The sequence below is a fragment of the Pseudomonas bharatica genome (genome assembly GCF_048586865.1).
Taxonomy (GTDB): Bacteria; Pseudomonadota; Gammaproteobacteria; order Pseudomonadales; family Pseudomonadaceae; genus Aquipseudomonas; species Aquipseudomonas bharatica.
The window spans coordinates 263,109-285,709 of sequence record NZ_JBMAWR010000001.1 but is presented as its reverse complement, the minus strand read 5'-3'; the positions used below and the strand labels follow the sequence as shown (position 1 = coordinate 285,709).

The 22,601-nt window shown below is 64.3% G+C and carries 16 protein-coding genes and 1 pseudogene; 3 read left to right on the top strand and 14 right to left on the bottom strand.

All coding sequences use genetic code 11. The features are described 5' to 3' along the window. The first annotated feature begins 106 nt into the window (after window positions 1-106). Window positions 107-4,228 (top strand): CheR family methyltransferase, encoded by a 4,122-nt coding sequence (locus ACKLLE_RS01245; RefSeq protein WP_420056493.1) that lies wholly within the window; start codon window positions 107-109, stop codon window positions 4,226-4,228. 4 nt (window positions 4,229-4,232) lie between these two features. On the opposite strand, the gene ACKLLE_RS01240 is transcribed toward ACKLLE_RS01245, so the two are convergent. Beyond that, window positions 4,233-4,400: a hypothetical protein gene (locus ACKLLE_RS01240; RefSeq protein WP_158467808.1), complete on the bottom strand. Its 168-nt coding sequence runs from the start codon at window positions 4,398-4,400 to the stop codon at window positions 4,233-4,235. A 150-nt stretch (window positions 4,401-4,550) separates the two neighbouring features. Then, window positions 4,551-5,054: pseudogene (locus ACKLLE_RS01235) on the bottom strand (DUF4142 domain-containing protein); the annotation flags it as partial. A 149-nt stretch (window positions 5,055-5,203) separates the two neighbouring features. Between ACKLLE_RS01235 and ACKLLE_RS01230 the strand changes: the two are divergent. Both ACKLLE_RS01230 and ACKLLE_RS01225 read left to right on the top strand, forming a co-directional pair. Then, window positions 5,204-5,830 (top strand): helix-turn-helix transcriptional regulator, encoded by a 627-nt coding sequence (locus tag ACKLLE_RS01230; RefSeq protein ID WP_064304508.1) that lies wholly within the window; start codon window positions 5,204-5,206, stop codon window positions 5,828-5,830. Window positions 5,831-6,025: 195 nt separating this feature from the next. Beyond that, window positions 6,026-7,144: an aminotransferase gene (locus ACKLLE_RS01225; RefSeq protein ID WP_420056492.1), complete on the top strand. Its 1,119-nt coding sequence runs from the start codon at window positions 6,026-6,028 to the stop codon at window positions 7,142-7,144. Window positions 7,145-7,189: 45 nt separating this feature from the next. Here the strand turns inward: ACKLLE_RS01225 and ACKLLE_RS01220 are convergent, their stop codons facing one another. The 12 genes from ACKLLE_RS01220 to ACKLLE_RS01165 form a co-directional block, all read right to left on the bottom strand. Then, the gene (locus tag ACKLLE_RS01220) at window positions 7,190-8,095 is read right to left on the bottom strand and encodes an SDR family oxidoreductase (RefSeq protein WP_009402199.1); all 906 of its coding nucleotides are present in this window, start codon (window positions 8,093-8,095) and stop codon (window positions 7,190-7,192) included. Between the two features lie 100 nt (window positions 8,096-8,195). Beyond that, window positions 8,196-9,116: a pyridoxal-phosphate dependent enzyme gene (locus tag ACKLLE_RS01215; protein ID WP_420056491.1), complete on the bottom strand. Its 921-nt coding sequence runs from the start codon at window positions 9,114-9,116 to the stop codon at window positions 8,196-8,198. Then, window positions 9,113-9,910, bottom strand: a complete 798-nt coding sequence (locus ACKLLE_RS01210) for a PhzF family phenazine biosynthesis protein (RefSeq protein ID WP_420056490.1) — start codon at window positions 9,908-9,910, stop codon at window positions 9,113-9,115. Before ACKLLE_RS01210 ends, ACKLLE_RS01215 begins: the two co-directional genes overlap by 4 nt. A gap of 8 nt (window positions 9,911-9,918) precedes the next feature. Further along, on the bottom strand, window positions 9,919-10,590 hold the full coding sequence (locus ACKLLE_RS01205) for a helix-turn-helix transcriptional regulator (protein WP_420056489.1): 672 nt from the start codon (window positions 10,588-10,590) through the stop codon (window positions 9,919-9,921). Between the two features lie 258 nt (window positions 10,591-10,848). Further along, complete coding sequence (locus ACKLLE_RS01200) at window positions 10,849-11,790, bottom strand: peptidylprolyl isomerase (protein WP_064304513.1); 942 nt, start codon at window positions 11,788-11,790, stop codon at window positions 10,849-10,851. Then, the gene (locus ACKLLE_RS01195; protein ID WP_009402208.1) at window positions 11,787-12,251 is read right to left on the bottom strand and encodes a YbjN domain-containing protein; all 465 of its coding nucleotides are present in this window, start codon (window positions 12,249-12,251) and stop codon (window positions 11,787-11,789) included. Before ACKLLE_RS01195 ends, ACKLLE_RS01200 begins: the two co-directional genes overlap by 4 nt. 115 nt (window positions 12,252-12,366) lie before the next feature. Beyond that, entirely contained in the window at window positions 12,367-13,563 is a 1,197-nt protein-coding gene (locus tag ACKLLE_RS01190; RefSeq protein ID WP_420056488.1) for an EAL domain-containing response regulator, read from the bottom strand. A 103-nt stretch (window positions 13,564-13,666) separates the two neighbouring features. Continuing rightward, window positions 13,667-17,257 (bottom strand): transporter substrate-binding domain-containing protein, encoded by a 3,591-nt coding sequence (locus ACKLLE_RS01185; protein WP_420056487.1) that lies wholly within the window; start codon window positions 17,255-17,257, stop codon window positions 13,667-13,669. A 40-nt stretch (window positions 17,258-17,297) separates the two neighbouring features. Further along, window positions 17,298-17,924 carry a response regulator gene (locus ACKLLE_RS01180; RefSeq protein WP_420056486.1) on the bottom strand — a complete coding sequence of 209 codons (627 nt, stop codon included), beginning with the start codon at window positions 17,922-17,924 and terminating at the stop codon, window positions 17,298-17,300. Between the two features lie 171 nt (window positions 17,925-18,095). Further along, the gene (locus ACKLLE_RS01175) at window positions 18,096-18,827 is read right to left on the bottom strand and encodes a molecular chaperone (protein WP_420056485.1); all 732 of its coding nucleotides are present in this window, start codon (window positions 18,825-18,827) and stop codon (window positions 18,096-18,098) included. Window positions 18,828-18,846: 19 nt separating this feature from the next. Further along, window positions 18,847-20,016, bottom strand: a complete 1,170-nt coding sequence (locus tag ACKLLE_RS01170) for a hypothetical protein (protein WP_420056484.1) — start codon at window positions 20,014-20,016, stop codon at window positions 18,847-18,849. A gap of 20 nt (window positions 20,017-20,036) precedes the next feature. Further along, on the bottom strand, window positions 20,037-22,541 hold the full coding sequence (locus tag ACKLLE_RS01165; RefSeq protein WP_420056483.1) for a TcfC E-set like domain-containing protein: 2,505 nt from the start codon (window positions 22,539-22,541) through the stop codon (window positions 20,037-20,039). Window positions 22,542-22,601 lie beyond the last annotated feature (60 nt).

Below are 22,601 nucleotides of genomic sequence, written 5' to 3'. Positions count from 1 at the left end.
CGCGCAGGTTTTATGCGGTAAAGTTCGGCGCTTGCGCCAGGACGGCAGCACCGTGGCTGTCCAATCCTTCAATGGCAGGTCATCACGCGTCAGCAGAGCATTAGGAATGAACAAACCCGACGAGACGCTACAGGCCGAGACGCCCTACACTTCCCTGCCCAGTTTCCTGCCATTCCCCATCGTTGGCCTGGGGGCTTCCGCAGGCGGGCTGGCCGCGCTGCTGCATTTCTTCGAAGAAATGCCCAATGAAAGCGGCATGGCCTTCGTGGTGGTGATGCACCTTTCGGCTGAACACGAGAGCAGCGCCGACCGCATCCTGCAGAAGGTCACGCGCATGCCTGTGCAGCAGGTGACCAAGCCCACCCCGATCGAGCCCAACCACGTCTACCTGATCTCCCCTGCCATGCAGTTGGAAATGCTCGACGGCTACCTGCGCGTTACCGAGCGGCCCAGTGGCCAGCCGCGACATATCGCCATCGATGTGTTCTTCCGCACCATGGCCGACGCCCATCGGCATCGCAGCATCGGCATCGTCCTGTCTGGTGCCGGCAACGACGGCAGCGCCGGGCTGGTGAGGGTCAAGGAACAGGGTGGCGTGACCCTGGCCCAGTCCCTGGACGATGCCGAATACGAAAGCATGCCGCACAATGCCATCGCCACTGGTCAGGTGGACTTCGTCCTGCCGGTGGTGGACATGCCGCAAAAGCTGGTGGAACTGTGGGAAAACATGCGCAGCATCGAGTTGCCGCTGGGCGAAGAGATCGAGGCGCCGCTGCACAATCCCGAAACCGCCGAGGACGAGCGCGCCGCCGATGCCGCCCTGCGCGAGATCATCATCATCCTGCGCGCCCGCACCGGCCATGACTTCAAGCATTACAAGCGGGCCACCGTACTGCGCCGGATCGAGCGGCGCATGCAGGTCAACCGCCTGAGCGACCTGCCGGCCTATCGCGACTTCCTCAACGTCAATACCGAGGAAGCCCGCGCCCTGCTCGACGACATGCTGATCGGCGTGACCAACTTCTTCCGCGACCGCGAGGCTTTCGAAGCGCTGGAGCGTGAAATCATTCCGCGCCTGTTCGAGCTCACCGGCGAAACCGACCCCACGGTGCGGGCCTGGTCGGCAGGCTGTTCTTCCGGCGAGGAGGCCTACTCCATCGCCATGCTGCTGGCCGATCATCTCGACTTCAGCCATGCCAGCCACAAGTTCCAGGTGTTCGCCACCGACATCGATGAACATGCCATCGGCGTCGGCCGGGCCGGGGTCTATCCCGAGGCGGTGGTCACCGATATACCGCCGGCGCGCCTGCGCCAGCATTTTGCCAAGGAGCAGACCCACTTCAGGGTCAAGAAGGAAATCCGCGAGCGCGTGCTGTTCGCCCTGCACAACCTGCTGCGCGACCCACCTTTCTCCAAGCTGCACCTGATCAGTTGCCGCAACCTGCTCATCTACCTCGACCGGCAGGTCCAGGCGGACATCCTGCAGATGTTCCACTTCGCCCTGGCCCCGGGTGGCTACCTGTTCCTCGGCAGCTCGGAATCGGCGGACGTCTGCCTCGACCTGTTCACCCCCGTGGACAAGAAGAACCGGATCTACCGGGCCAAGGCCAGTTCCAGCCTGGGAAGACCGACCCCTGCCCTGCCCCTCAACGCCTTCACCGGGTTTTCCTTGCCCAATGTCGAGCGCAACCTGGAGCGGCGCAAGGTGTCCTTCGCCGAGGTCCACCAGCGCGTACTGGAGCAGTACGGCCCGCCCAGCGTGGTGGTCAACCAGGACTCGGACATCGTGCACATGTCCGATCGCGCCGGGCGCTTCCTGCGCTATGTCGGCGGCGAACCGTCGCACAATCTTCTGGTGCAGGTGCTGCCTGAACTGCGCCTGGAGCTGCGTACTGCGCTGTTCCAGGCCTTCCAGACCGGCAAGAGCATCGAGGCGCGGCGCGTGCAGCTCGAGCGCGAGGGGCGCAGTTACTACGTGAACATGGTGGCCCGGCCATTCCGCGACCTGGATGCCGACTTCGTCCTGGTACTGTTCGACGAGGTCGAGGAAACCATGAGTGCCGAAGTCAAGAGTATCCGCGACGACGGCAAGGACAGCGTGCTCTCCCAGCTTGAAGGCGAGCTGCACCGGACCAAGGAGCAATTGCAGGCCACCGTGGAGCAATCCGAGACCTCCACCGAAGAGCTGAAGGCTTCCAACGAAGAACTCCAGGCCATCAACGAAGAGCTGCGCTCCACCACCGAGGAGCTGGAAACCAGCAAGGAAGAGCTGCAGTCGATCAACGAAGAGCTGATCACGGTCAACCAGGAACTCAAGAGCAAGGTCGAGGAAACCGGCAAGATCAACGACGACCTGCAGAACCTGATCGCCTCCACCGATATCGCCACGGTGTTCGTCGATCGGCGCATGCGCATCAAGTCCTACACGCCGCGGGCCACCGAGATCTTCAGCATCATTCCCTCGGACACCGGCCGCTCGCTGCTCGACATCACCCATCGCCTCGACTACCCGGGCATGGCCGATGACGCAGTGGCCGCCTTCGAGTCGCTGCGCATCATCGAATGCGAGGTGCCAAGCACCGATGGTCGCTGGTATATCGCCCGTCTGCTGCCCTACCGCACCACCGAGGACCTGATCGACGGCGCCGTACTGACCTTCATCGATATCACCGAGCGGCGCCAGGCCGAGGAGCGCGTGCGCGAAGGCGAGGAACGCCTGCGCCTGGCGGCCGAAAGCACCCAGGACTTCATCATCCTGACCATGGATGCCCAGGGCCTGATCACCACCTGGAACCGCGGCGCCGAACGCACCTTCGGCTACAGCGAGGAAGACGTGCTGGGCCGCAGCGCCGAATTGATCTTCCTGCCCGAAGACCGGGAAAACGGCGTGCTCCAGGAAGAACTGCGCCTGGCCCGCAGGGATGGCCGTGCCGACGACGAGCGCTGGTTGCAGCGCAAGGACGGCAGTCGCTTCTTCTGCAGCGGCGTGACCACCGCCCTGCACAACGGCCAGCACGGCTTCGCCAAGATCGGCCGGGATGTCACCGACAAGAAGCGCCAGGAGTCCGAGCAGGTCTGGCAACTGCAGCAGAGCCGTAACACCAGCAAGCTCAAGGACGAGTTTTTCGCGGTCATGTCCCATGAGCTCAAGCACCCGCTCAACCTGATCCAGCTCAACGGCGAACTGATGACCCGCCTGCCCCTGGTGCGCGGCAATGCCGTGGCCGGGCGGGCGCTGGATACCATCCTTGGCGCGGTACGCAGCCAGGCGCGGATCATCGACGACCTGCTCGACCTGTCCCGGATCAATACCGGCAAGCTCAAGCTCAACCGCGGGCCGGTGCTGCTCCAGCAATTGCTCAGCGATATTGCCGCGGTGGCCAAGGACGACGCGGCCGAGGAACGTATCCTTATCGAACTGCAATTGCCCGAGGATGCCCAGGAACCCCTGGTGATCGACGCCGACCCGGTGCGTATCGAACAGATCATCTGGAACCTGCTGAACAACGCCCTGAAATTCACCGATGCCGGCGGTCGCATCTGCCTGCGCCTGGTAGATGAAGGCAGCCATGTGCGATTCGACGTGCAGGACACCGGCCAGGGTATCGCCGCCGAATCGTTGCCGCTGATCTTCGACCTCTTCGGCCAGGTGCCGGAGCACCGCCACGGGCAGAACCGTGGCGGCCTGGGCATCGGCCTGGCGCTGGTGCGCGAGCTGGTGGAGGCGCATCACGGCCGGGTCGAGGCCAGGTCTGCCGGGCTGGGACTGGGTGCGACCTTCAGCGTCTGGCTGCCGCACTACAGCCGTGACGAACAGCCAATGGTCGGCGAGCTCGACCTGACACCGGGCGATTTCAGCGGGCTCAAGGTACTGATCGTCGATGACTCCGAGGACATTCTTGAAATCATGAAAGCGCTGATGGAGCTGGAAGGCGCCGAGGTGACCCTGGCAAGCAACGGGCTCGAGGCGCTGGAGCGGCTGGACGGCGATAGCGTCTTCGATCTGGTGTTGTCCGACCTCGGCATGCCGGTGATGAACGGGCTGGAGCTCATAGGCCGGATACGCGCCGACTCACGCTTCAACGCGCTGCCCGTGGTTGCGCTGACCGGCTTCGGCGCCAGCCAGGACAAGGCCGAGGCGCTGACGGCAGGGTTCAATGCCCACGTCGACAAGCCGGTGGCGTTCGAGGTGTTGCAAGAGACGGTGCGGGCGGTGCTGGGGCGCTAGGGCGCTAGGCGCCGGACTCGGGGTCACTGGCCGGCACGCCCCTGGGTTCCTCCTGCTCGTCGCCAAGCGAGGGGTCGGCGTCCGGATCCGGTGCCTTGTCGTGCTCGTCGGGAATCTCGACCTGCGGTCTTGACGGTTCCAACTGGCCGGGTGGCATGTCGTGATCGGGCATGCGGGTTCTCCTGAGAAAAAGGGCCGCGAAGCGGCCCTTGGTAGCTTAAGGCTTGGTCGTTTCCGAATGGTCTTTAGGGGTGGTCGGAACGCCGCCTGGACCAGGCACCACCGGATCGGTCGCATCGCGGGTGGTCGCCCCCGAACCTACCGAACTGCCCCCATGGGCTGCAGCCAGTTGGCGGGCTTTTTCCAGGTGAGCCTTCAGGGTGGGCAGGGTCTCGGCGGCGAATGCCTTCAGTTCCGCGTCCTTGCCATCCTTCGCGTAGTCATCGAATAGCTTGATGGTCGCTTCATGGGCGTTGACCTGGTTGTTGGCATAGGCCTGGTCGAACGACTTGGCGCCGCGCAGTTCCAGGATCATGGCCTTGGCCTTGTCGATCAGGTCGGCGTCGCTCGACACTTCAAGCTTCTTGCTTGCGGCCAGGGACTTCAGCTTCTCGTTGGCCGCGCCGTGGTCCTTGAGCATCATCGCCGCAAAGGATTTCACATCCGCTGCGGTGCCTTTCTCCTGGGCCAGCTTGGCCGCTTCCACCTCGGCGACGCCCTTGGCCGAGGCGTCCTCGACGAAGTCATCGGCATCCTGGGCGGCATGCACCGCGCCCGCCAGGGTGAAAGCCAGGGCAAAGCCCGCGCTACGCAACAGTGTATTCATCGTTGAATCCTCGCTTCAGTTCCGGTTCTGGTGTTGCAACCTGTTTAGGTGTCGCTAACTGTTCTGAGCCGAAGGCTTGGCCCGAGGTTCATCTTTTTTGCCCGGGGGCTATGATGGTTGCCCTTTTTGCACACGCCACCGTCCCCCCCATGAAGAAACTGGACAACTACAAGACCATTGCCGACTGCATCGCCACCCTGCTGTTCCCCCACGCGGAGGTGATCGTTCACGATCTGGCCAGCCAGACGGTCGTGCATATCGCCAACAACTTCTCCAAGCGCCAGCTTGGCGACGATTCGGCGCTGGACGAACTGCCCGGTGACTTCGACCAGGCATCCAGCCTCGGCCCCTATGAAAAGCTCAACTGGAACGGCCAGAAAATCCGTTCCATCACCAGCGTGCTGCGCGATGAGGCAGGCAAGGCCGAGGCCTTGTTGTGCATCAACCTGAATTTCTCGGTGCTGGACCAGGCCCGCGAGGCACTGAACGCCTTTTTCCAGGTCAGTCGCCTGCTGCCCCAGCCGGAAGCGCTGTTCCGCGACGACTGGCAGGAGCGCATCAACACCTTTCTCCACGCCTGGCTCGCCGAGCGTCAGCTATCGCTGAGCCTCCTGGGGATGAAGGACAAGCGCGCGCTGGTCGAAGCCCTGTATGCCGAAGGGGCTTTCGAGGGGCGCAGCGCTGCCGACTACGTGGCCAGCGTTCTGGGCCTGGGGCGGGCGACGGTGTTCAAATGGGTCAAGCTTTTGCGTGAGAGTGCTCCTATAACTCATTGATTTTCAGGAGATTATGTGGGAGCGGGTTTACCCGCGATTGCAATGGTGAATTCACCATCGCAATCGCGGGTGAACCCGCTCCCACAGGGTACGCGTTGTTCTTTGAAAGAGACTTGTTGTCTACGGTGGACTTTAAGGCTATAAATGGCTTTACCCGGGTCCTACCAACCTGCTTCAAGAAAGCGAGACAACGTTATGAAGATCAAGGAATTTGGCGTCGAGATCTGGATGAACGCCTATGAGACCCAGTGCCGCTACAACCTGGCGGAGACCTGCGTCGACTCCATAACCATCGGCCAGTTGCTGGAGTTCGCCGGCAAGACCGGGACCATCCTCGGCGAATTGCTGCCGATGAAGATGACCTACGGCGCCATCGAAGGCTCTGAGCGCCTGCGCGACCTGATTGCCTCGCTCTACGACAATCAGCAACGGCACAACGTGATCGTTACCCACGGCGCCATCGGCGCCAACGCACTGGTCTATGAAACCCTGGTGGAGCCTGGCGACCATGTGGTGTCGGTCGCACCCACCTACCAGCAGCACTATTCGATTCCGCAGAGCTACGGTGCCGAGGTGTCGATCCTGCGCCTGCGCGAAGAAAACGCTTTCCTTCCCGATCCCGACGAGTTGCGCGGTATGGTCAGGGCCAATACCAGGGTCATCGCCCTGAACAACCCGAACAACCCGACCGGTTCGCTGATGGACCGGGCGCTGCTCGAAGAGGTCGTCGAGATCGCCCGCTCGGTGGACGCCTGGCTCCTGTGCGACGAGGTGTATCGCGGTACCGACCAGCATGGCGATGGTTTCACCGTATCGATCGCCGACCTGTACGAGAAAGGCATCAGTACCGCGAGCATGTCCAAGACCTACTCCCTGGCCGGGCTGCGCCTGGGCTGGATCGTCGCGCCGCAGGCGCTGATCCATGCCGTGTCGATCCATCGCGACTACAACACGATCAGCGTCGGCATGCTCGACGATCACTTCGCCTGCATCGCCCTGGAGAACCGCCGGTACATTCTCGATCGCGCCCACGCCATCACCCGGGAGAACCTGGCGCTGCTGGAGGCCTGGGTGGAGAACGAACCGCGGGTGTCCTGGGTCAAGCCCAGGGCCGGTACCACTGCCCTGCTCAAGATCGACGTGGACATGCCGTCACGAGCGTTCTGCGTGAAGCTGCTGGAGACCAAGGGGGTGATGTTCACACCGGGCAGTGCCCTGGATATCGAGGGGTATGTGCGCATTGGCTTTGCCAATGATCGGCAGGTGATGGAGCAAGGGTTGGCGCTGGTATCGGAGTTCCTCCGGGAGATCTGAGCCATCGGGTTCCAGGACCGCCAGGCGGCCCTGGAACCATCCGCCTCACGGCAACGGATTGCCCCCGGTCACCCCGAACACCTCCCCGGTGATATAGCTCGATTCCTGCGACGCCAGCAGCACGTACAAGGGGGCGCATTCGGCCGGCTGGCCGGGCCGTTTCATCGGCACCTGCTCGCCGAAATGCGGGATCTTTTCCGCAGGCTGGCCGCCGCTGGGCTGCAGCACCGTCCAGATCGGCCCAGGCGCTACCGCATTGACCCGGATACCGCGCTCGACCACCTGCTTGGCCAGGGCCTTGGTGAAGGCAACGATGGCCGCCTTGGTCGTCGCGTAGTCCAGCAGCGTCGCCGAAGGCTGGTAGGACTGGATCGAGGCGGTGTTGATGATGGTCGCCCCCGCCGGCATCAAGGGCACGGCCGCCTGGCAAAGCCAGAACAGTGCGTAGACATTGGTCTTCATGGTCGCGTCGAACTGCTCGCTGCTGACCTGCCCTACGTCCTTGCGCGCCACCTGCTTGCCGGCCACGTTGACCAGGATGTCCAGGCCGCCCAGTTGCTCATGGGCCTGGTCCACCAGGCTTTTGCAGAACTGCTCGTCCTTGAGGTCGCCGGGAATGGCGACGGCGCGACGGCCCTCCGCCTCGATCAGCTTGACCACTTCCCTCGCGTCGGCCTGTTCGACCGGCAGGTAATTGAGCGCGATATCCGCCCCCTCGCGGGCAAAGGCAATGGCCACCGCGCGACCGATGCCCGAGTCGGCACCGGTGATCAGCGCCCTGCGCCCGGCCAGGCGACCGAAGCCCTTGTAGGTCGCCTCGCCGTGGTCCGGTTCGGGATTCATCTTCGCATCCAGCCCTGGCGCCGGCTGCCCCTGGGCCGGAAACGGCGGCTGCGGGTATTGGGTCAGCGGGTTTTGCATGCTGAACTGATCGTGTTTTTTCGTCGACATCGGAACACCTCCACGGAACGGAAAACGTCAGGCTCGTGGAGGTGAGAGCGAATGCGGCCGGGGAAGGTTTGTCCGGGCCGGGATCAGTACCGACAGGCGGTCAGTCCGCGGCGTTGCGCCATTCGCGGATCTGTTCGATGGATGCCGTGACGCCGCCGCATACCACCACCAGCACGCGCCGATACCGGCGTAGCGCTTCGCTCGGGGCATAGGCCAGGGCCAGGGCGGCGCCACAGGCCGGTTCGACCAGCACGCGGTGATCGGAGAGGAAGCGTTCGCAGGCATCCAGCGCCTGAACGTCGCTGACCACGTGGCTGATCACGTTCATCTGCTGGCTGATCCGGAACGCCTCGTCGCACACTCGCTTGGCGCCAAGGCTGGTGGCCACGGAAGCGATGCTGTCGATGCTGACCAGTTCGCCCTTGTCCATGGCCGCCGCCAGGGATGCGGCGCCGCGGGTTTCCACCGCGAAAACCGGCACATCGGACCAACCATTGCGCCGCAATCCTTCACCGACGCCCGACAGCAGGCCGCCGCCGCCGACCGCCACGACCACGGCATCGGGCTTCATTCCGGCCTTTGCCACTTCATCCACCAGGCTGGCATGCCCCTGCCAGAGCAGCGGGTTGTCGAACGGATGGATGAAGGCATCATCGGCGCCCACCAGCGACAGCGCCAGTTCATTGGCCTCCTGCCACAGCTTGCCGTGGACGATCACCTCGGCGTTTTCCTGGCGGATCAACCGGCGCGCGCGTTCGGTGGTGGTTTGCGGTACGACCACGGTGACCGGCAAACCCAGGCAGCGCCCGGCGTAGGCCACGGCGATCCCGGCATTGCCGCCCGACGAGGAGACGAAGCGGCGCTTGCCCTGGCGGGCAAAATGCTCGCAGGCCAGGCCGATCCCGCGCAGCTTGAACGACCCGCAAGGCTGCAGGGCGTCCATTTTCAACCAGATCTGCTGCCCGTTCGCCAGGCTCAATGGCCGCGACTCCAGCAGCGGCGTATCGATATGCAAGCTCATTCGGCCACTCCCAGGTACAAGGTGCCGCGCATGTACAGCGCGCCCCGTCCACTGATGATGATCCGGCCGTTGCCCGGCAACTCGCAGTGCAACTGCCCCTGGCGTGCCCCGCCCTGGCGGGCGTTCAGGCGGGTCTTGCCCAGTCGCTGCGACCAGTAGGTCGCCAGCGAGGTATGGGCCGAGCCGGTTACCGGGTCTTCGTTGACCCCGACCTGCGGCCCGAACCAGCGCGAGACGAAATCGAATTCGCCCACGCCCGGCGCGGTCACGGCCACACCCCGTACGTCATGACGGCTCAGTGCCGCGAAGTCCGGTTGCAGTCCTTCGACCACCTCGGCGCTGGCCACCACGGCGATGTAGTCGTCGCTGCGGTGCAGTTCCAGAATCTCGCAGCCCAGGGCCTCGGCCAGCCCCTCCGGCAGTGGCGCCGGCTGCGGATCCTTGAGCGGGAAGTCCAGCGCCAGGCGCTCCCCGTCACGGCTGACGCGCAATTCGCCGCTGCGCGTGAAAAACCGCAGGGTCTGCTCGGTGGCGCCGAGTTCGTTGAAGAGCACCCAGGCCGAGGCCAGCGTGGCATGGCCGCACAGGTCCACTTCCGTACCCGGGGTGAACCAGCGCAGCCGGTAGCCCTCGCCCTCGGCGACGAAGTAGGCGGTCTCCGAGAGGTTGTTTTCCTCGGCGATGCGCTGCAGGGTCGCGTCGTCCAGCCAGTGCTGGAGCGGGCACACCGCGGCCGGGTTGCCGCCAAAGATGCCGTCGCTGAAGGCATCGACCTGATAGATCGGAAGTTGCATGGGATTCCTCATCCGTTGCGGATTTCTTCGAGATAGTTGTAGACCGTATAGCGGCTCACCCCGAGGGCTGCGGCGGCCTTCTCCACTGCGCCCTTGACGATGAACAGCCCGCCGTCGTGCATCTGCCGCACCGCTTCGAGCTTCTGCGCCTTGCCAAAGCGTACGCCGCGGGCACGGGCGTCCTGCAGGGCGCCGTCGATGATGCGGGTCATCAGCTGTTCCAGGTCAGGGGTTTGTGCCGGGGGCTGGGCAGGGTCCTCGGCGGTAGCCAGCAGTTGCTCCAGGCAGGCCTGCGCAGCGGCGATGCCGCTCAGATCGGTGTTGACGCACAGGCTGGCGAAGGGCTCGCCGGCAGCATCATGGAAAACCGCGGTGGCGCTGCGAAAGGCTTTGCCGTCGTGGCCCAGGGTCGGGTAATTGCCGATCACCACCGGCGCCTGGCTGCCCTTTTCCAGGGCGGCGTGGAGCACAGCGTCGAAACCGCGGTCATGGCGAGGTCCGGCAAGGATCGGACTGCCTACCTGGCGGCCGCTGAGATGACCATTGACGATGGCCAGCACCGAGTGTTCAGGGCGTGTCAGGTCGTGCAGGACCACCTCGGTATTACGGCCCAGTACGGTGCCAAGCATGCGCACCGTGGCGTGGAGGACGTTGAGGACCAATTGGCGTTCTGAGGGCATGGGGAAACTGTCCGTTGCAGGCGGACAGGGAAAATATCAACACCAAGTTGATATTTCAACAAAAGGCCAGTTTTTCAGGCTGCGATGTCGCCCAGAGAACAGTTCCAATGCATGACGCGTATCCTGTGGGAGCGGGTTTACCCGCGATTGCTGTAGTGAATTCAACATAGCAATCGCGGGTAAACCCGCTCCCACAGGGTCCTTGCAAATCAAAGAGTTATGTTTTGCTCTACCGACCTCTGTGGGGGACGGTGGGGCCTACTTTTCTGCCTCGACCACCTGGTTCAGCACCTTGCCGTCGATGGTCAGCGACGCCGTGTTGAACATGCCTGCGACATAGTCCTTGGCCGCCTGCTCCTGGCGCTGGGCACGCAGGGCATCGCGCAGTTGCGCGCGCATCTCGTCGAAGGTCGCGGTACGCGCCGGCATTTGTTCGGTGAGCTTGATGATATGCAGGCCCAACGAGCTTTGCAGCGGCTCGCTGACGCTGCCCACCTTCATTTTCGACACCGTGCCGCGCACTTCTGGCAACAACTGGTTCAAGGGTTGCAGGCCGGTATCGCCACCGCGGGTGTTGCTGCCGGCGTCCTGTGAGTAGGACCGTGCCAGTTCGGCGAAGTCGGCATCGCCGGCCTGGGCCCGCTTGGCCAGTGACTGGGCCTGCTTGCGCACCGATTCCAGGGCGTTTTCATCCGGCACGGCAAGGAAGATCTGGCTGACACGGTACAGCGCTGGCACCTGGAAGCCCGCCTTGCCGTTTTCGTAGGCCTGTTTCAGCTCCTCGTCGCTGGGATAGTCCTGTGGCACCGCAGTCACGCTGTTGAGGTAGCTACGCAGCACGATCTGCTCGGTCGCCGCGCGGGTCTGGGCCTGTACTTCCGGGCGCTTGGACCAGCCTTTGGCTTCGGCCTGCTGGTACAGGGCCTTTTCCGCGAGCCGGGCGCGAATCCAGGTTTCCAGGGCCGGCCGGTCGTTGCTCAGTTGCTGACGCGCTTGCACCGGCAATTGCGCGAACAATGCCTTGAGCTCCTCGGCGTCGATCTTCTGCTCACCAAGACTGGCCAACGCAGTGCCGCCCTGCCCCGCTTCAGGTACCGCGCGACTGGCCGCGACCGGATCGGTACCCGGGCGCAGCGCCAGCCCCACTGCCAATGCCAGGACGGCCAGGGCCCCGACCCCGGCCCAGAGCTTGCGGCTCACGACGCGCTGGCCGTTTCGGCGGCGGCCTGGGTGGCAGCAGCGTTGCGGCTGAAGTCACGCAGGTAGGTGACGAACTCCTGCAGCACGCGGTCCCACAGCAGCAACGAGCCCGCCAGATGCTGCGCACTGACGCCGTCGGCGACCACCACGTCCTGCTCCAGGACCAGGAATTCACCCTGGACCGACAGGCGCGAAAAGCGACGGGAATAGTTCCATTGGTTGGCCAGGTTTTCCGGCAGTTCGCCTTGTACGCGCAAGGCGCAGCTGAAGGTGAAGTCGAGGAACTCGCCCGTTTCCTTGCCCTGGTTGCCGAAGCGCACCGAGTAACCGATGCCCTGGCTGGCGGTCTGCAACTGCACGACCTGGTTCTGTTCGATGCGATTGACCCGGCACCCCGCGTCCTGCAGCAAGGTGGTCAGGGAATCGGCGGTGACGAACTGGATCAGGGTGGTTTCAGTCATGAATCAACTTCCTTGTGCGGTTAATGGTTTGAACTGCAAGGCAAAATTTGTAGCACATTGATAGTAGTCGGTATAGCGCGTACGCAAACCTTCCTGCGCCGATCCAGGCTGCCGTTCATCCATTTCGTGGTCCATCGCCCAGGCGCCTGAGCAATCCGTCCTCGGTCAGCAACGGCGCGAAATAGCGCCCCTGGCCCTGAAGGCAACCCATTTCCATCAGCAGCAGATGCTGTTCGGCGCTCTCCACGCCGGTCACCGTGATGCCGAGGCCCAGCCTGCTGGCCATGTTCAGAGCCGCCCTCAGGACTGCGCGATGGCGCGGGTGGTTTTCCAGCTCATGCATGAACCGGGCGGAGGTCCGGATCTCGTTGAACGGCAACTGGCACAGGCGCTGCAGCGAGCCGGCGCGGGTGCCGAACTCGCCCAGCACCAGTGCGCAACCGAGCAGGCGCAAGCGAACCAGGCCTTCGAGGTGAATCATCGAGGGTTCCGCCGGGCCATCGAACACCAGTTCGAAACCGATACCCTGCCCCATCGAGCGCTGGAACTGCATCAGCGACTTGATCCTGCGGGTCAGGCTGCGATTGTCCAGTTGCTTCAGGTGCAGGGCGAAGCACATGCGCAGTACCTGGCCGCGCGACATCAAGGCCCGTTGCAGCTCCAGCCCTTGTTCGAGCAACACCACCAGCAGATCGTCGAGCAGGCCGCAGTGCTCGACCATCGGCAGGAAGCGGTTTTGCGCCAGTGTGCCGAGGTTCGGATGCTGCCACTGGGCAATCACGTCGACGCCGCGAATCTCGCCGTTGCCCAGGTCACAGCGCGGCAGGTAGCAGGCGACGAATTCCTTGTACGACAGGCCGCGGCGAATATCCGCCTCGCTGATCGGCGCTGCCCGCTGCGGCGCCGGCAGCGACAGCACAACGGGCTGGCGGCCGAGGTCCAGGGCCTGGCGCATGCTGCCCAATTGCAGCGGCTTGCCGACATCGCCAAGAAAGGCCAGGCCCAGGCCGTTGACCAGTTGTGCCATGGCCCGACGTACTTCCGGGTGCAGGCCGCTGCTGACGATCACCCCGCCGATCAGCGCCGCCTGCGCTGCACGATGGATGAATTCAAGGCCGTCCATGCCCTCCATGCGCACATCGCAGACCACCAGGTCCACCCGACCGATGCGGTCAAGCAAGGCCAGGGCCTCGCTGCCGCCGCAGGCTTCGAAGATCTCCCGGCAACCCAGCTGGCCGAGGATCTTCACCGCGATGGCGCGCTGGAACGACTGGTTTTCAAGAATCAAGACACTCAATGACTTGGCAGGCACGTCCACTTTCCTCACAAAGGTCCCAGGCCTCACGGTGCTATCGCTTCGCTGCGGTTGAATCAGGCGACTTCCCTGCAGCAGCCGAAAAATCTCCTGTACTCGCTCATGCCTGGCACACCTGTTCCAGACGCTGGCCAAGGCTGGTCATGGCCAGGCGCAGGTCGTCCACCAATGGGTCGATAGGCTGCACCGGACGCTGGCCGTTGACCGCCTGCTCGATGTTCTCGCAGGCACGCAGCAGGCGGCGGGCCTTGATGATCCGTGCGCCGCCCTTGACCCGGTGCACCAGGTCGGCCAGCCCGCCGAGGTCGTCGGGGTGCAGCTGGAGCAGGCGGACAAGGTCGTCACGGTTGCTGACCAGCAGATCGCGCAGCAGGTCCTTGATCGCCTGGTCGTCACCGCCCGTAAGCTGGCGCAGGCCCGACAGGTCGTGGCCCGCTCCCAATCCACCCTCGGCGCCGGGTTCCACGGTTCGCCGGCCCCTGGCACAAGGTGCCAGCCTGGCGGCCAGTTCCGTGAGATCGAGAGGTTTGAACAGGCAATCGTCCATCCCCGCCAGCCGGCAGCGCAGGCGTTCCTCCGCCTGCGCATTGGCGGTACAGCCCAGCAGCAGCGCGGCCGGCCTGGCCTTGCGCCGCTGGTCCTGGCGAATCGCCCTGACCAGGGCGTAGCCGTTCATGCCGGGCATGTTGCAGTCGGTGATCAGCACGTCGAAGTGCTGGCGCAACCAGGTGCGCAAGCCTTCGTGGCCGTCGGCTGCGGTGGCCACGCGGTGACCGAGGTAGCTCAATTGCTGTTGCAGCAACAGGCGGTTGGGCGGGTAATCGTCCACCACCAGGATGTCCAGCGCGGCCATGTCGCCGGCCTCGGGCTGCGGCAGGCTGGCCAGCACCCCCGGGCAAGGGGTCAGGCGCGGCAGGTCGAGATGCAAGCGCGCCTGCGTGCCGACGCCGAGGGTGCTGCACAGCTGCATCTCGCCGCCCATCATGGCGCACAGCGCATGACTGATGCTCAGGCCCAGCCCCGATCCGCTGCGCGCGCCCTGCTGGTTGTTGCTGGCCTGGCGGAACGGACGCCCCAGTTGCTCCAGTTCGTCGGCCGGAATGCCGACCCCGGTATCCTCCACCGAGAGGTGCAGGCCAACCCGTTCGCCGCCGATATCCAGGGCCAGGCTCACGCAGACCTGGCCCTCGTCGGTGAACTTGATCGCATTGCTGATCAGGTTGGAGAGTATCTGCTTGAAACGCAGCGGATCGAGCAGTACCTGCACCGGACCCTGGCCGTCCATGTCCAGCTTCAATTGCAGGCGCTTTTGCCGGGCCTGGCCCTCGAACAGGCGTACCGTGCTTTCCACCTCGCGATACAGGTCGACCTGCTGCGGTGATAGGGTCAGATGGCCCGACTCGATCCGCGTGATGTCGAGAATGTCGCCGACCAGGTCACGCAAACCCCGTGCCGCGCCGGAAGCGACCTCCAGGGCCAGGCGGTCGAGAACACCGTCCTCGGACTTGCGCAGCGCCAGCTCCAGCATGCCCAGCAAGGCGTTGAGCGGATTGCGGATTTCGTGGCTCATGGTCGCCAGGAAGTTGGTCTTGGCCCGGTTGGCCGCCTCGGCGTCGTCCTTGGCCACCTGCAGTGCATCGTAGAGCTGCTGGCGCTCGGAGATATCGATCCAGCCTCCAATCAACCCGTTGACCTCGCCGTCGCTGCCGCGGTACGGCAGCATCCAGTGGTAGATGGTGATGCGCCGGCCGCCGAGCACCAGTTCGCGATCCTCGACCACCGCCTCGCCAAGGGCGATGACCTGGCGGTAGGCCTCGCGGCAATGCCGGGCCTGGGCGGCGCCGATCAACCATTCCGGGAGTGCCTGGTCGATTACCGCTTCGAAGGAAACGCCAAGGGCGTCCAGGTAGCTGACGTTGCAGGTGATCAAGCGGCCCTTGCGGTCGCGCACGTAGATCGGGTTGGGCGTGCCGTCGATCATGACCCGCATGAATTCCACCTGTTCGTTCAACGCCTTTTCCGCCGCCTGGCGCCTGCGCACCTGCCGGCGCAGGCCGCGGATCCAGTACACCGCGAGAAACAACAGGGCCGCGGCCATCAGGAAGGTCTGCAGGATCATGCCGCGGTACTTGCGCCAATAGGTGTCGGCGACGATCACCTCGTTGCGCCAGCGACTGGTCAGCTCGTCCATTTCCTGTGGGCTGATGCTCAGCAGTGCCTTGTTCAGGATCGACAGCAGCTGATGGTCATCGCGCCGGCCGGCGAAGGCGAAATGCAACGCCGGCACCGGCAGCGCGGCACTGATCTGCAACTGCCCGCGGTAAAAGCGGGCGATGCTGTAGCGCGCGCCTATCAGGCTCACCACCGCACCATGGGCTTCACCGCTGGCGACCCGCTCCAGGGCCTGCAGCGGGCCGTCGTTCCACAGCGGGCGAATACCCGGGTGCTGCTCGCGCAGGTAGTCCTCCAGCACGCTGCCCTCGACCAAGGCCAGGCGTTTGCCCTCCAGTTGGTCGAGGCTGTCCAGACGGGTCCCGTCACGGGTTACCAGGACCAGGCTGTTGCTCAGCCAGGAGCGGGTGAAACCCACCTGCTGCTGGCGGCGCTGGCTGAATGGCAGCGCCGCCAGCAGATCGACCTCGTTCGCCTCCAGGCGCCGGGCCATGTCGTAGAAACCACCGTTATCGACGATATCGAAGGCCAGCCCGCTGCGCTGGGTGATGAGGTCCAGCAGGTCGGCGGTGATACCGCGAAATGCGCCGTTGTCGTCGCGGTAACTGATTGGCAGGAACTGGTCGTCGATGGCCACCCTGACCCGTGGATTGCGCTGCAGCCAGTCCTGCTCGGCCAGGGTCAGGTCCAGTTGTTCGCGCTCGATGAACTCGCGGGTGCCGGCGTTCCAGCGTTGCAGGATGTCCAGGCGGGTCAGTTCGGGAATCTGTGCCAGGGCCAGGTTGACCAGATCCTTCAGGCGCCGGTTCGCGGGGTTCAGGGCAAAACCGTAATGGCCATCCTGAAAGGGATCGGCCGGCGTCAGCTGCAACTGGTTCAGGTAGCTCTTGTGCAACAGGTAGCGCGTGCCCAGGGCGTCGCCGAGAAACACATCGGCCTGACCGAAGGCCACGGCGCCGAGGGCGTTAAGCATCGATGGGTAGAAGGTTGGCAACGCCTGGGGGAACAGCTCGCGCACATGCGCCTCGGACAGATAGCCCTCGCGCAGGGCCAGGCGCACACCGGGTTTGCGCAGGTCCGGGGCTTGCGCGCTGTCACTGCGACTGGCCAGCATGGGCCGGTTCTCCGCATAAGGGCGTGACAGCAGCAAACCGCTGCGAGCTGCTTCGTCGGCATTGGCGGTGCCGAGCAGGTCGATTTCGCCGCGGTTGAGCGCATCCAGGGCGGCGCTTCGGCTGGCATAGCGGCGTACACCAATCTCGACGCCGAGCAATTCTCCCAGCAGGCCGGCATAGTCGGCGGTCAGACCCTCGTAGTCACGTCCGGTGGTGGTGATATCGAACGGCACCCGGTCCGGACGGCTGACCCCCAGCCACAGGGTGCGCCGCGCCCGGAGCCACTGCCGGTCATCATCCTTGAGGTGCAGGTGCAGGCCGTCACCGAGGCTGGAGCGGGCCAGCAGGCTCGGTGTTTCACCCCAGCCCAGGGCAGCGCCAAGCCATAGGCAGGGACCGAGCACGAGCAGCCACCTGAGGATGCGTTTTATCGGCCTGCGCCCGTCAGATAAGTTCATGACGCCTAGCCAGATCGGCCAGGTCGACCTGGGAATCGACCCGCAGCTTCTCCAGCAGGCGGGTCTTGTAGGTGCTGATGGTCTTGTTGCTGAGCAGCATGGCTTCACCGATCGCCTTGTTGCTCAGGCCACGGGCCAGTTGCTGGAGAATCAGCAACTCGCGATCGGTCAGGCGCTCGATGCGTTGCGACTCGGTGGCCTGGCAGTCGTAGCGGTTAACCGAGCTCAGGGACACCTCGGGAAAGTAGGTGTAGCCGGACATCACCGCCATCACCGCCTTGCGCAACTCGGTCAGGTCGTCATTCTTCGAGACGAAGCCCGAGGCTCCCAGGCGCATGCAGCGCAAGGAGAAGTAACCGGGGACCTGGGAGGTCAATACCAGCATCTTCATGGCCATGTTCGCCGCCTTGACCCGGGTGATGATCTCCAGCCCGTCCATACGTGGAATGGAGATATCGAGAATGGCGATATCCGGTTCGTGCTCACGGATCATGCGCAAGGCATCGACGCCGTTATCGGCCTCGGCGACGATGATGATGTTCTCCTGACGCAGCAGCATCCTCACGCTGGCGCGAATGAACGGATGATCGTCCACGATCATGGCTCTGTACATGAATCCCTCACTTTCTGGGTGACGTACCTGTCGGCGGGTAATACTGAATGGCAACCAGTCGCAATAGCATCAAAGTGCCACCACCTTATGGCCAGCAGTATCGGTTGCCGGACAGGCCTATGTGCATCGGACAATTCCCATCTGGTTGAGGGAAATTTCCGATAGCGCGCTTCAACCCTTGATTTCGACACGTCGCCGCTCTTCTCCCTCGATCAATTCGAAGCGGTACACCCGCCCCGGCGCCCGGGCGAACAGCCGGGATACGCCGGGGCGGATATGGTGCTTGGTGGCTACGGCACATTGCTTGCCGCTGCGATCACAATCATTGAAATGATCGAGCACCACGGTGGCGCTGCCCTGGTTGCTGACCCGGAACTGATCGTCCAGCTCGGCGATATCCGTGTCATAGCGGGTTTGCTGGGGACGGATGAACAGCAGCGACCCGTAGCCGGCCAGGATGTTGACCCCGGCCTTGAGTTCCTGCTCGTAGCGCTCGGCCTCTTCATCGCTGATGGCGAAGCCATCGCCGTGCTCGGGCAGCACCGGCACGAAGCGCAAGCGGAAGTAGCGCTCCTGCTCGCGTGCGCCGCGGTAGAGCAGGCGCACGGCCTGCATGCCTCCGGCCGGGACGATCAGGCGGGCCGGGCTGGCGATCAGCGGGCGTTCGGCCACGGGCAGGTGTTCATGGGAGATTTCCCGGGCGGGCCCCTGCCCGTCATGGATCACCTCGACCACGCTGACCTTGACGAAGGCGGTGGTGTCGCCCAGGTTGCGCACGCGCTTGAGCAAGGTGCTGGTACCGCCGTCGAGGTAGTCGTAGAGACCGCCGACATTGATCTGCGGGCCGGCCTGTACCGTCCCCGCCAGCAAGGCCAGGGCCAGAGTGAACAGCAGGTTTTTCATGAGCGCTCCTGAGCAAAACCTAGAAATCGGCATCGAACACCACCGTGACATCGCCCTCGTAGCGGGCGCCGGGATAGCGGGTCATCTCGCTGACCGCGCTCTTGTCCACCTGGAAATGCAGGCTGCCACCGCGGTTGATTGCCGGTTGCGTGGCGTCCATCTGGATTGCCGTGGCCTCCCCTACCGGCAACGGCAGGCGGCTGACCGGCTGGCCGTTATGCAGGATGACGCTGGGCAGGGTCAGCGCGACCTGCACCGGCACCTGGTGGTCGTTGGCGTCGTTGCGGATGGCGCACTGGCCGCCCAACGGGTACTCGCAGCGGGTGTGCACGGTGAACGGCCCCGACGACCAGATGCGCAGCGGCAGGTCGCGGTACAGGCGCTCGGGCAGGCGTTTATTGTTCAGCCATTGCGTCCAGCCGCCCGGTGGTTCAAGCACCACCCGCTCGGAGCCGGCCGGGAAATCGATGACGAAGGCGTGGACCACGTCCAGTTCGAAGTTGATGGTCAGGGTATTGCTATTGAGGTTGCTGACGTCGTTGCCGAAGTCGAAGTCGGCGCCCGGGCCCACCTGGTAGGTGACCTGCCCGCGGTACATGCCTTGCTTCATGCGCAGTGGCGACGGGGTCACCAGGCGATAGGCCACGCCGAAGTCACTCACCGACACGTTCCGCTCCATTCCAGGGCTTCCGGGGCTACCGACGGGATAGCAATAGTCCGGATTCCCGGGGTTTTTCACACTCCACAGGTAAGATGCCCAGGCCCCCGTTCCCAGGGTGTACAGATAATTGCAGCCGCCCCGTACATAAAGCGTGTACACCGGGCTGTTGCTGGTCGTTGCAACGTACTGGCTGATGGCGAAGATTTCGAACGTCAACTGGTACGCCTCCCCCGTCAGCTCATGGGTCACCGTCACCGTGCGGCGCCCTGGCACCCTGATGTAGAACAGGTCGCGGTGGTCCGGCGCGCTGTGAGTGGTCTTCTTGTCATAGGTAAGCGGGATCCCGACGGTTTCCACGCCGTTGCAGTAATGCGGCCAGCGCCCGCAGAACGCGGCCTGCGGCGTTGTATTGATGAATTCGTTGCCGCCGCCGTGATACTCCGCGGTGACGGTGACCTCCGCCGCCTGTGCGTGCAAGGCGAGCAGCAGCACGAGCAGGGCAAGGCCGATCAACAGGGTTCTGGTCATGATGGATTGCTTGCAAGGCATCAAGCGTCACCTCCCGGGTTGCGTGGGGCATTCGCTGCGAGGCTGTCGGGCGAGCAGACCTGGTCGCCAGCCAGCACGACGTCGTCCTGGCGCTGGGCGCCGGTGTCGAGGCGCAGCAGGCACAGGCGCTGGCCGCCCTGGCGGACTTCCAGGGTTGGCGTCGATTCGCTCATTTCAACGGCGAAGAAGCCATCCGCTTCGCTGACACTGCGGCTGGCATGGTTGATGACCATGGCGCCGCGCAGCGGCTGGCCATGGTGGTCGAGCAGGCGGCCCAGCACGGTCACCGTGCGCATGACCCGCAGCGTGCGGTAGTCGACACCGCCACGGTTGAGGTGATAGCTCAGTGAGGACGGCTGGATCACCGCCGTCGGTGCGCCTTCGCCTTCGAAGTCCAGTTGCACGCTGCCGGACTTGTAGGCACTCACCGGAATGACGTTGCGCCCCGGCCTCAGCAGGCTGGTGTGGCCGTCCAGGTCGTCGACCCGCAGCTTCAGCTCCGGGTAGTCCGATTCCACGTCGACGATCAGCCCCGCCTCGTAAGGCAGGTATTGGCCACTCAGGGCTGCCTTGCCGCCACCGATGGCCAGGGTGCTTTCCAGGTTGAGGCCGCCGCTCACTTGATTGTTGTAGGAGGAATTCTGCACATAGGCGTCGCCATGCAGCGCGCGGTTCTCGAACTGCGCATTGGCGGCCAGGCCGACACCGTAGCGGTCACCGTTGAGCGTTCCGCCGACGCTGCGCAAGGTGCTGCCGTCGATGTCCTGCTGGTAGGTCAGCGAAGTGTTCAGGTCACGCCCGCCATCGCGCGACGTGCGGGTGCCGACACTCCCGGAAATGCGCCGGCCGGGACCGCCCAGGCTCATGCTCAGGCTGAAGTTGACGCCACGGTTGCGCTGGTTGCCGCTGCTGGAGTTGCCCGGGCGGTCGAACAGCGCCACCCGCCAGTTGGCATCCGAGCCCATCACCTGGCCATGATGCGACCAGCCTAGGTCAAGGGCTACGCCGCTGTTGCCGTAGCCTCCGTCGCTGTGGCTCAGGCGCACGGTCGCGGTACTTTTGCGGGTGACGCGCTGGCTGACCGACAGGGATGACTGGCGCAGCTCGCGACTGCCTGTCTGGTCGCGGTCGCGCCCATAGTCCTCGCTGTTCTCATAGCTATCCAGGCGGCGCTGTCGCGGGTATTCGAGCCAGGACCGGTTGTGGCTGAGGACCACGCTGCCCGACGCGTGGTGCCACACACCTTGCAGGTCGTAGCCATTGCCGCGCTGGTCGGTGTGGAACACATTGCCGAACACCTTGAGGCGGTCAAGCGCATCCCAGTCCAGCGAGGTGCCATACTGCATCTGTCCATCGATGCGCTGGGCCGAAGCCCCGGCCACCAGGCGCGGGTGCAGCAGGTAGTTGGTGATGACACCGGCGGCCAGGCCGCCGTAGTCCTCGTCGTCCCAGTTGCTGAGCAGTTCGCTCTGCTTGCCCAGGTACAGGTTGTAGCGCCAGGGCGAGGCGTTGTTGCTCCAGTTGTTGGGCTTGTAGATGAATTCCTCGTTGCGCGAAGTGACCTGGCCATCCTCGACCAGACGCACTTCCACCTCGTAGATGCCCCCCGGCAGCACGCGCGTATCGATGGCCTGCAACCCGGGCTGTACAGGCTGGCTGTTGATCAACTGGCCATTGCGGTAGATCTCGACGATGCCGGGACGGTTGGGGGTGACATAGATGGGCGTGGCGCTGGCCTTGCCGTTGTCGATCGCCAGGCTGTCGCTGCTGCCGTACATCAGGCCCAGGGTGGTGTCCGGACTGTTGCCGAGCAGGCGCGGTTGGCGACTCATGGCCTGGGCGCCGGGGGTGAAATAGCCGAGCCGGAAGAAGTTGTCCTGGTGCACGCGTTCGGCGAACAGTTCGTCCACCCGGTGCCGGGTTTGCGGCCGGTCTTCGTTGCTGCGGTCGACCTGGGCCTCGGCCACCGTGGTCCAGTTGCCGACACTGCCCTGCCCGCGCAGGGCGTAGCGGCCGACGGTTTCCTGGCCGTCGCGGCTGAGGTTGAGCTGGTTGCGCAGGATCACGCCCTGGCTGCCCTGTTCGGGCAAGACGTGCCAGGCCGCCTGCTGGTCGCGTTCGGCATTGCGGGTCAGGATCGACAGCTGCGAATTGACCAGGCTGTAGTGCACTGCCACCAGGTCCTGGGGGCAGGCCTTGATGCAATTGCCCAATGCCTGCCCGGCCTGCAGTACCTCGCCCCAGCGCTGGCGCACGGTTTCCGGTTCGCGGCTTTCGTGGGTTTCGGTGAATTCCAGCAGTTGAACCCGTTCGTCACGGCTCAGTACCACCATGGCTTCGCCGAGCAGGCGACCGTCAAGGTCGATGCGCACGGCAAGGGGTACATCGAAAAAGTGTTCGTCGAATTCCTTCGGCAATCCTTCGGCCTGTCGCAGGATGCCAAGCTGACTGGTATTCCCCGTCTCTTCCCTGGCGCTGACGTCGGTCAGCCAGACGGCGGCCATGCAGCAGCCCACCGCCATTCGTATGGATGTCGCAAGAGACATGTGTGATTGCTCGTCGCG

Coding starts and splice junctions, on each gene's coding strand:
- ACKLLE_RS01170 (WP_420056484.1), bottom strand. CDS start 20,016: ATGACCAGAACCCTGTTGATCGGCCTTGCCCTGCTCGTGCTGCTGCTC.
- ACKLLE_RS01240 (WP_158467808.1), bottom strand. CDS start 4,400: ATGCCCGATCACGACATGCCACCCGGCCAGTTGGAACCGTCAAGACCG.
- ACKLLE_RS01215 (WP_420056491.1), bottom strand. CDS start 9,116: ATGAGCTTGCATATCGATACGCCGCTGCTGGAGTCGCGGCCATTGAGC.
- ACKLLE_RS01175 (WP_420056485.1), bottom strand. CDS start 18,827: ATGAAAAACCTGCTGTTCACTCTGGCCCTGGCCTTGCTGGCGGGGACG.
- ACKLLE_RS01245 (WP_420056493.1), top strand. CDS start 107: ATGAACAAACCCGACGAGACGCTACAGGCCGAGACGCCCTACACTTCC.
- ACKLLE_RS01165 (WP_420056483.1), bottom strand. CDS start 22,541: ATGGCCGCCGTCTGGCTGACCGACGTCAGCGCCAGGGAAGAGACGGGG.
- ACKLLE_RS01210 (WP_420056490.1), bottom strand. CDS start 9,910: ATGCAACTTCCGATCTATCAGGTCGATGCCTTCAGCGACGGCATCTTT.
- ACKLLE_RS01205 (WP_420056489.1), bottom strand. CDS start 10,590: ATGCCCTCAGAACGCCAATTGGTCCTCAACGTCCTCCACGCCACGGTG.
- ACKLLE_RS01195 (WP_009402208.1), bottom strand. CDS start 12,251: ATGACTGAAACCACCCTGATCCAGTTCGTCACCGCCGATTCCCTGACC.
- ACKLLE_RS01220 (WP_009402199.1), bottom strand. CDS start 8,095: ATGTCGACGAAAAAACACGATCAGTTCAGCATGCAAAACCCGCTGACC.
- ACKLLE_RS01180 (WP_420056486.1), bottom strand. CDS start 17,924: ATGTACAGAGCCATGATCGTGGACGATCATCCGTTCATTCGCGCCAGC.
- ACKLLE_RS01225 (WP_420056492.1), top strand. CDS start 6,026: ATGAAGATCAAGGAATTTGGCGTCGAGATCTGGATGAACGCCTATGAG.
- ACKLLE_RS01230 (WP_064304508.1), top strand. CDS start 5,204: ATGAAGAAACTGGACAACTACAAGACCATTGCCGACTGCATCGCCACC.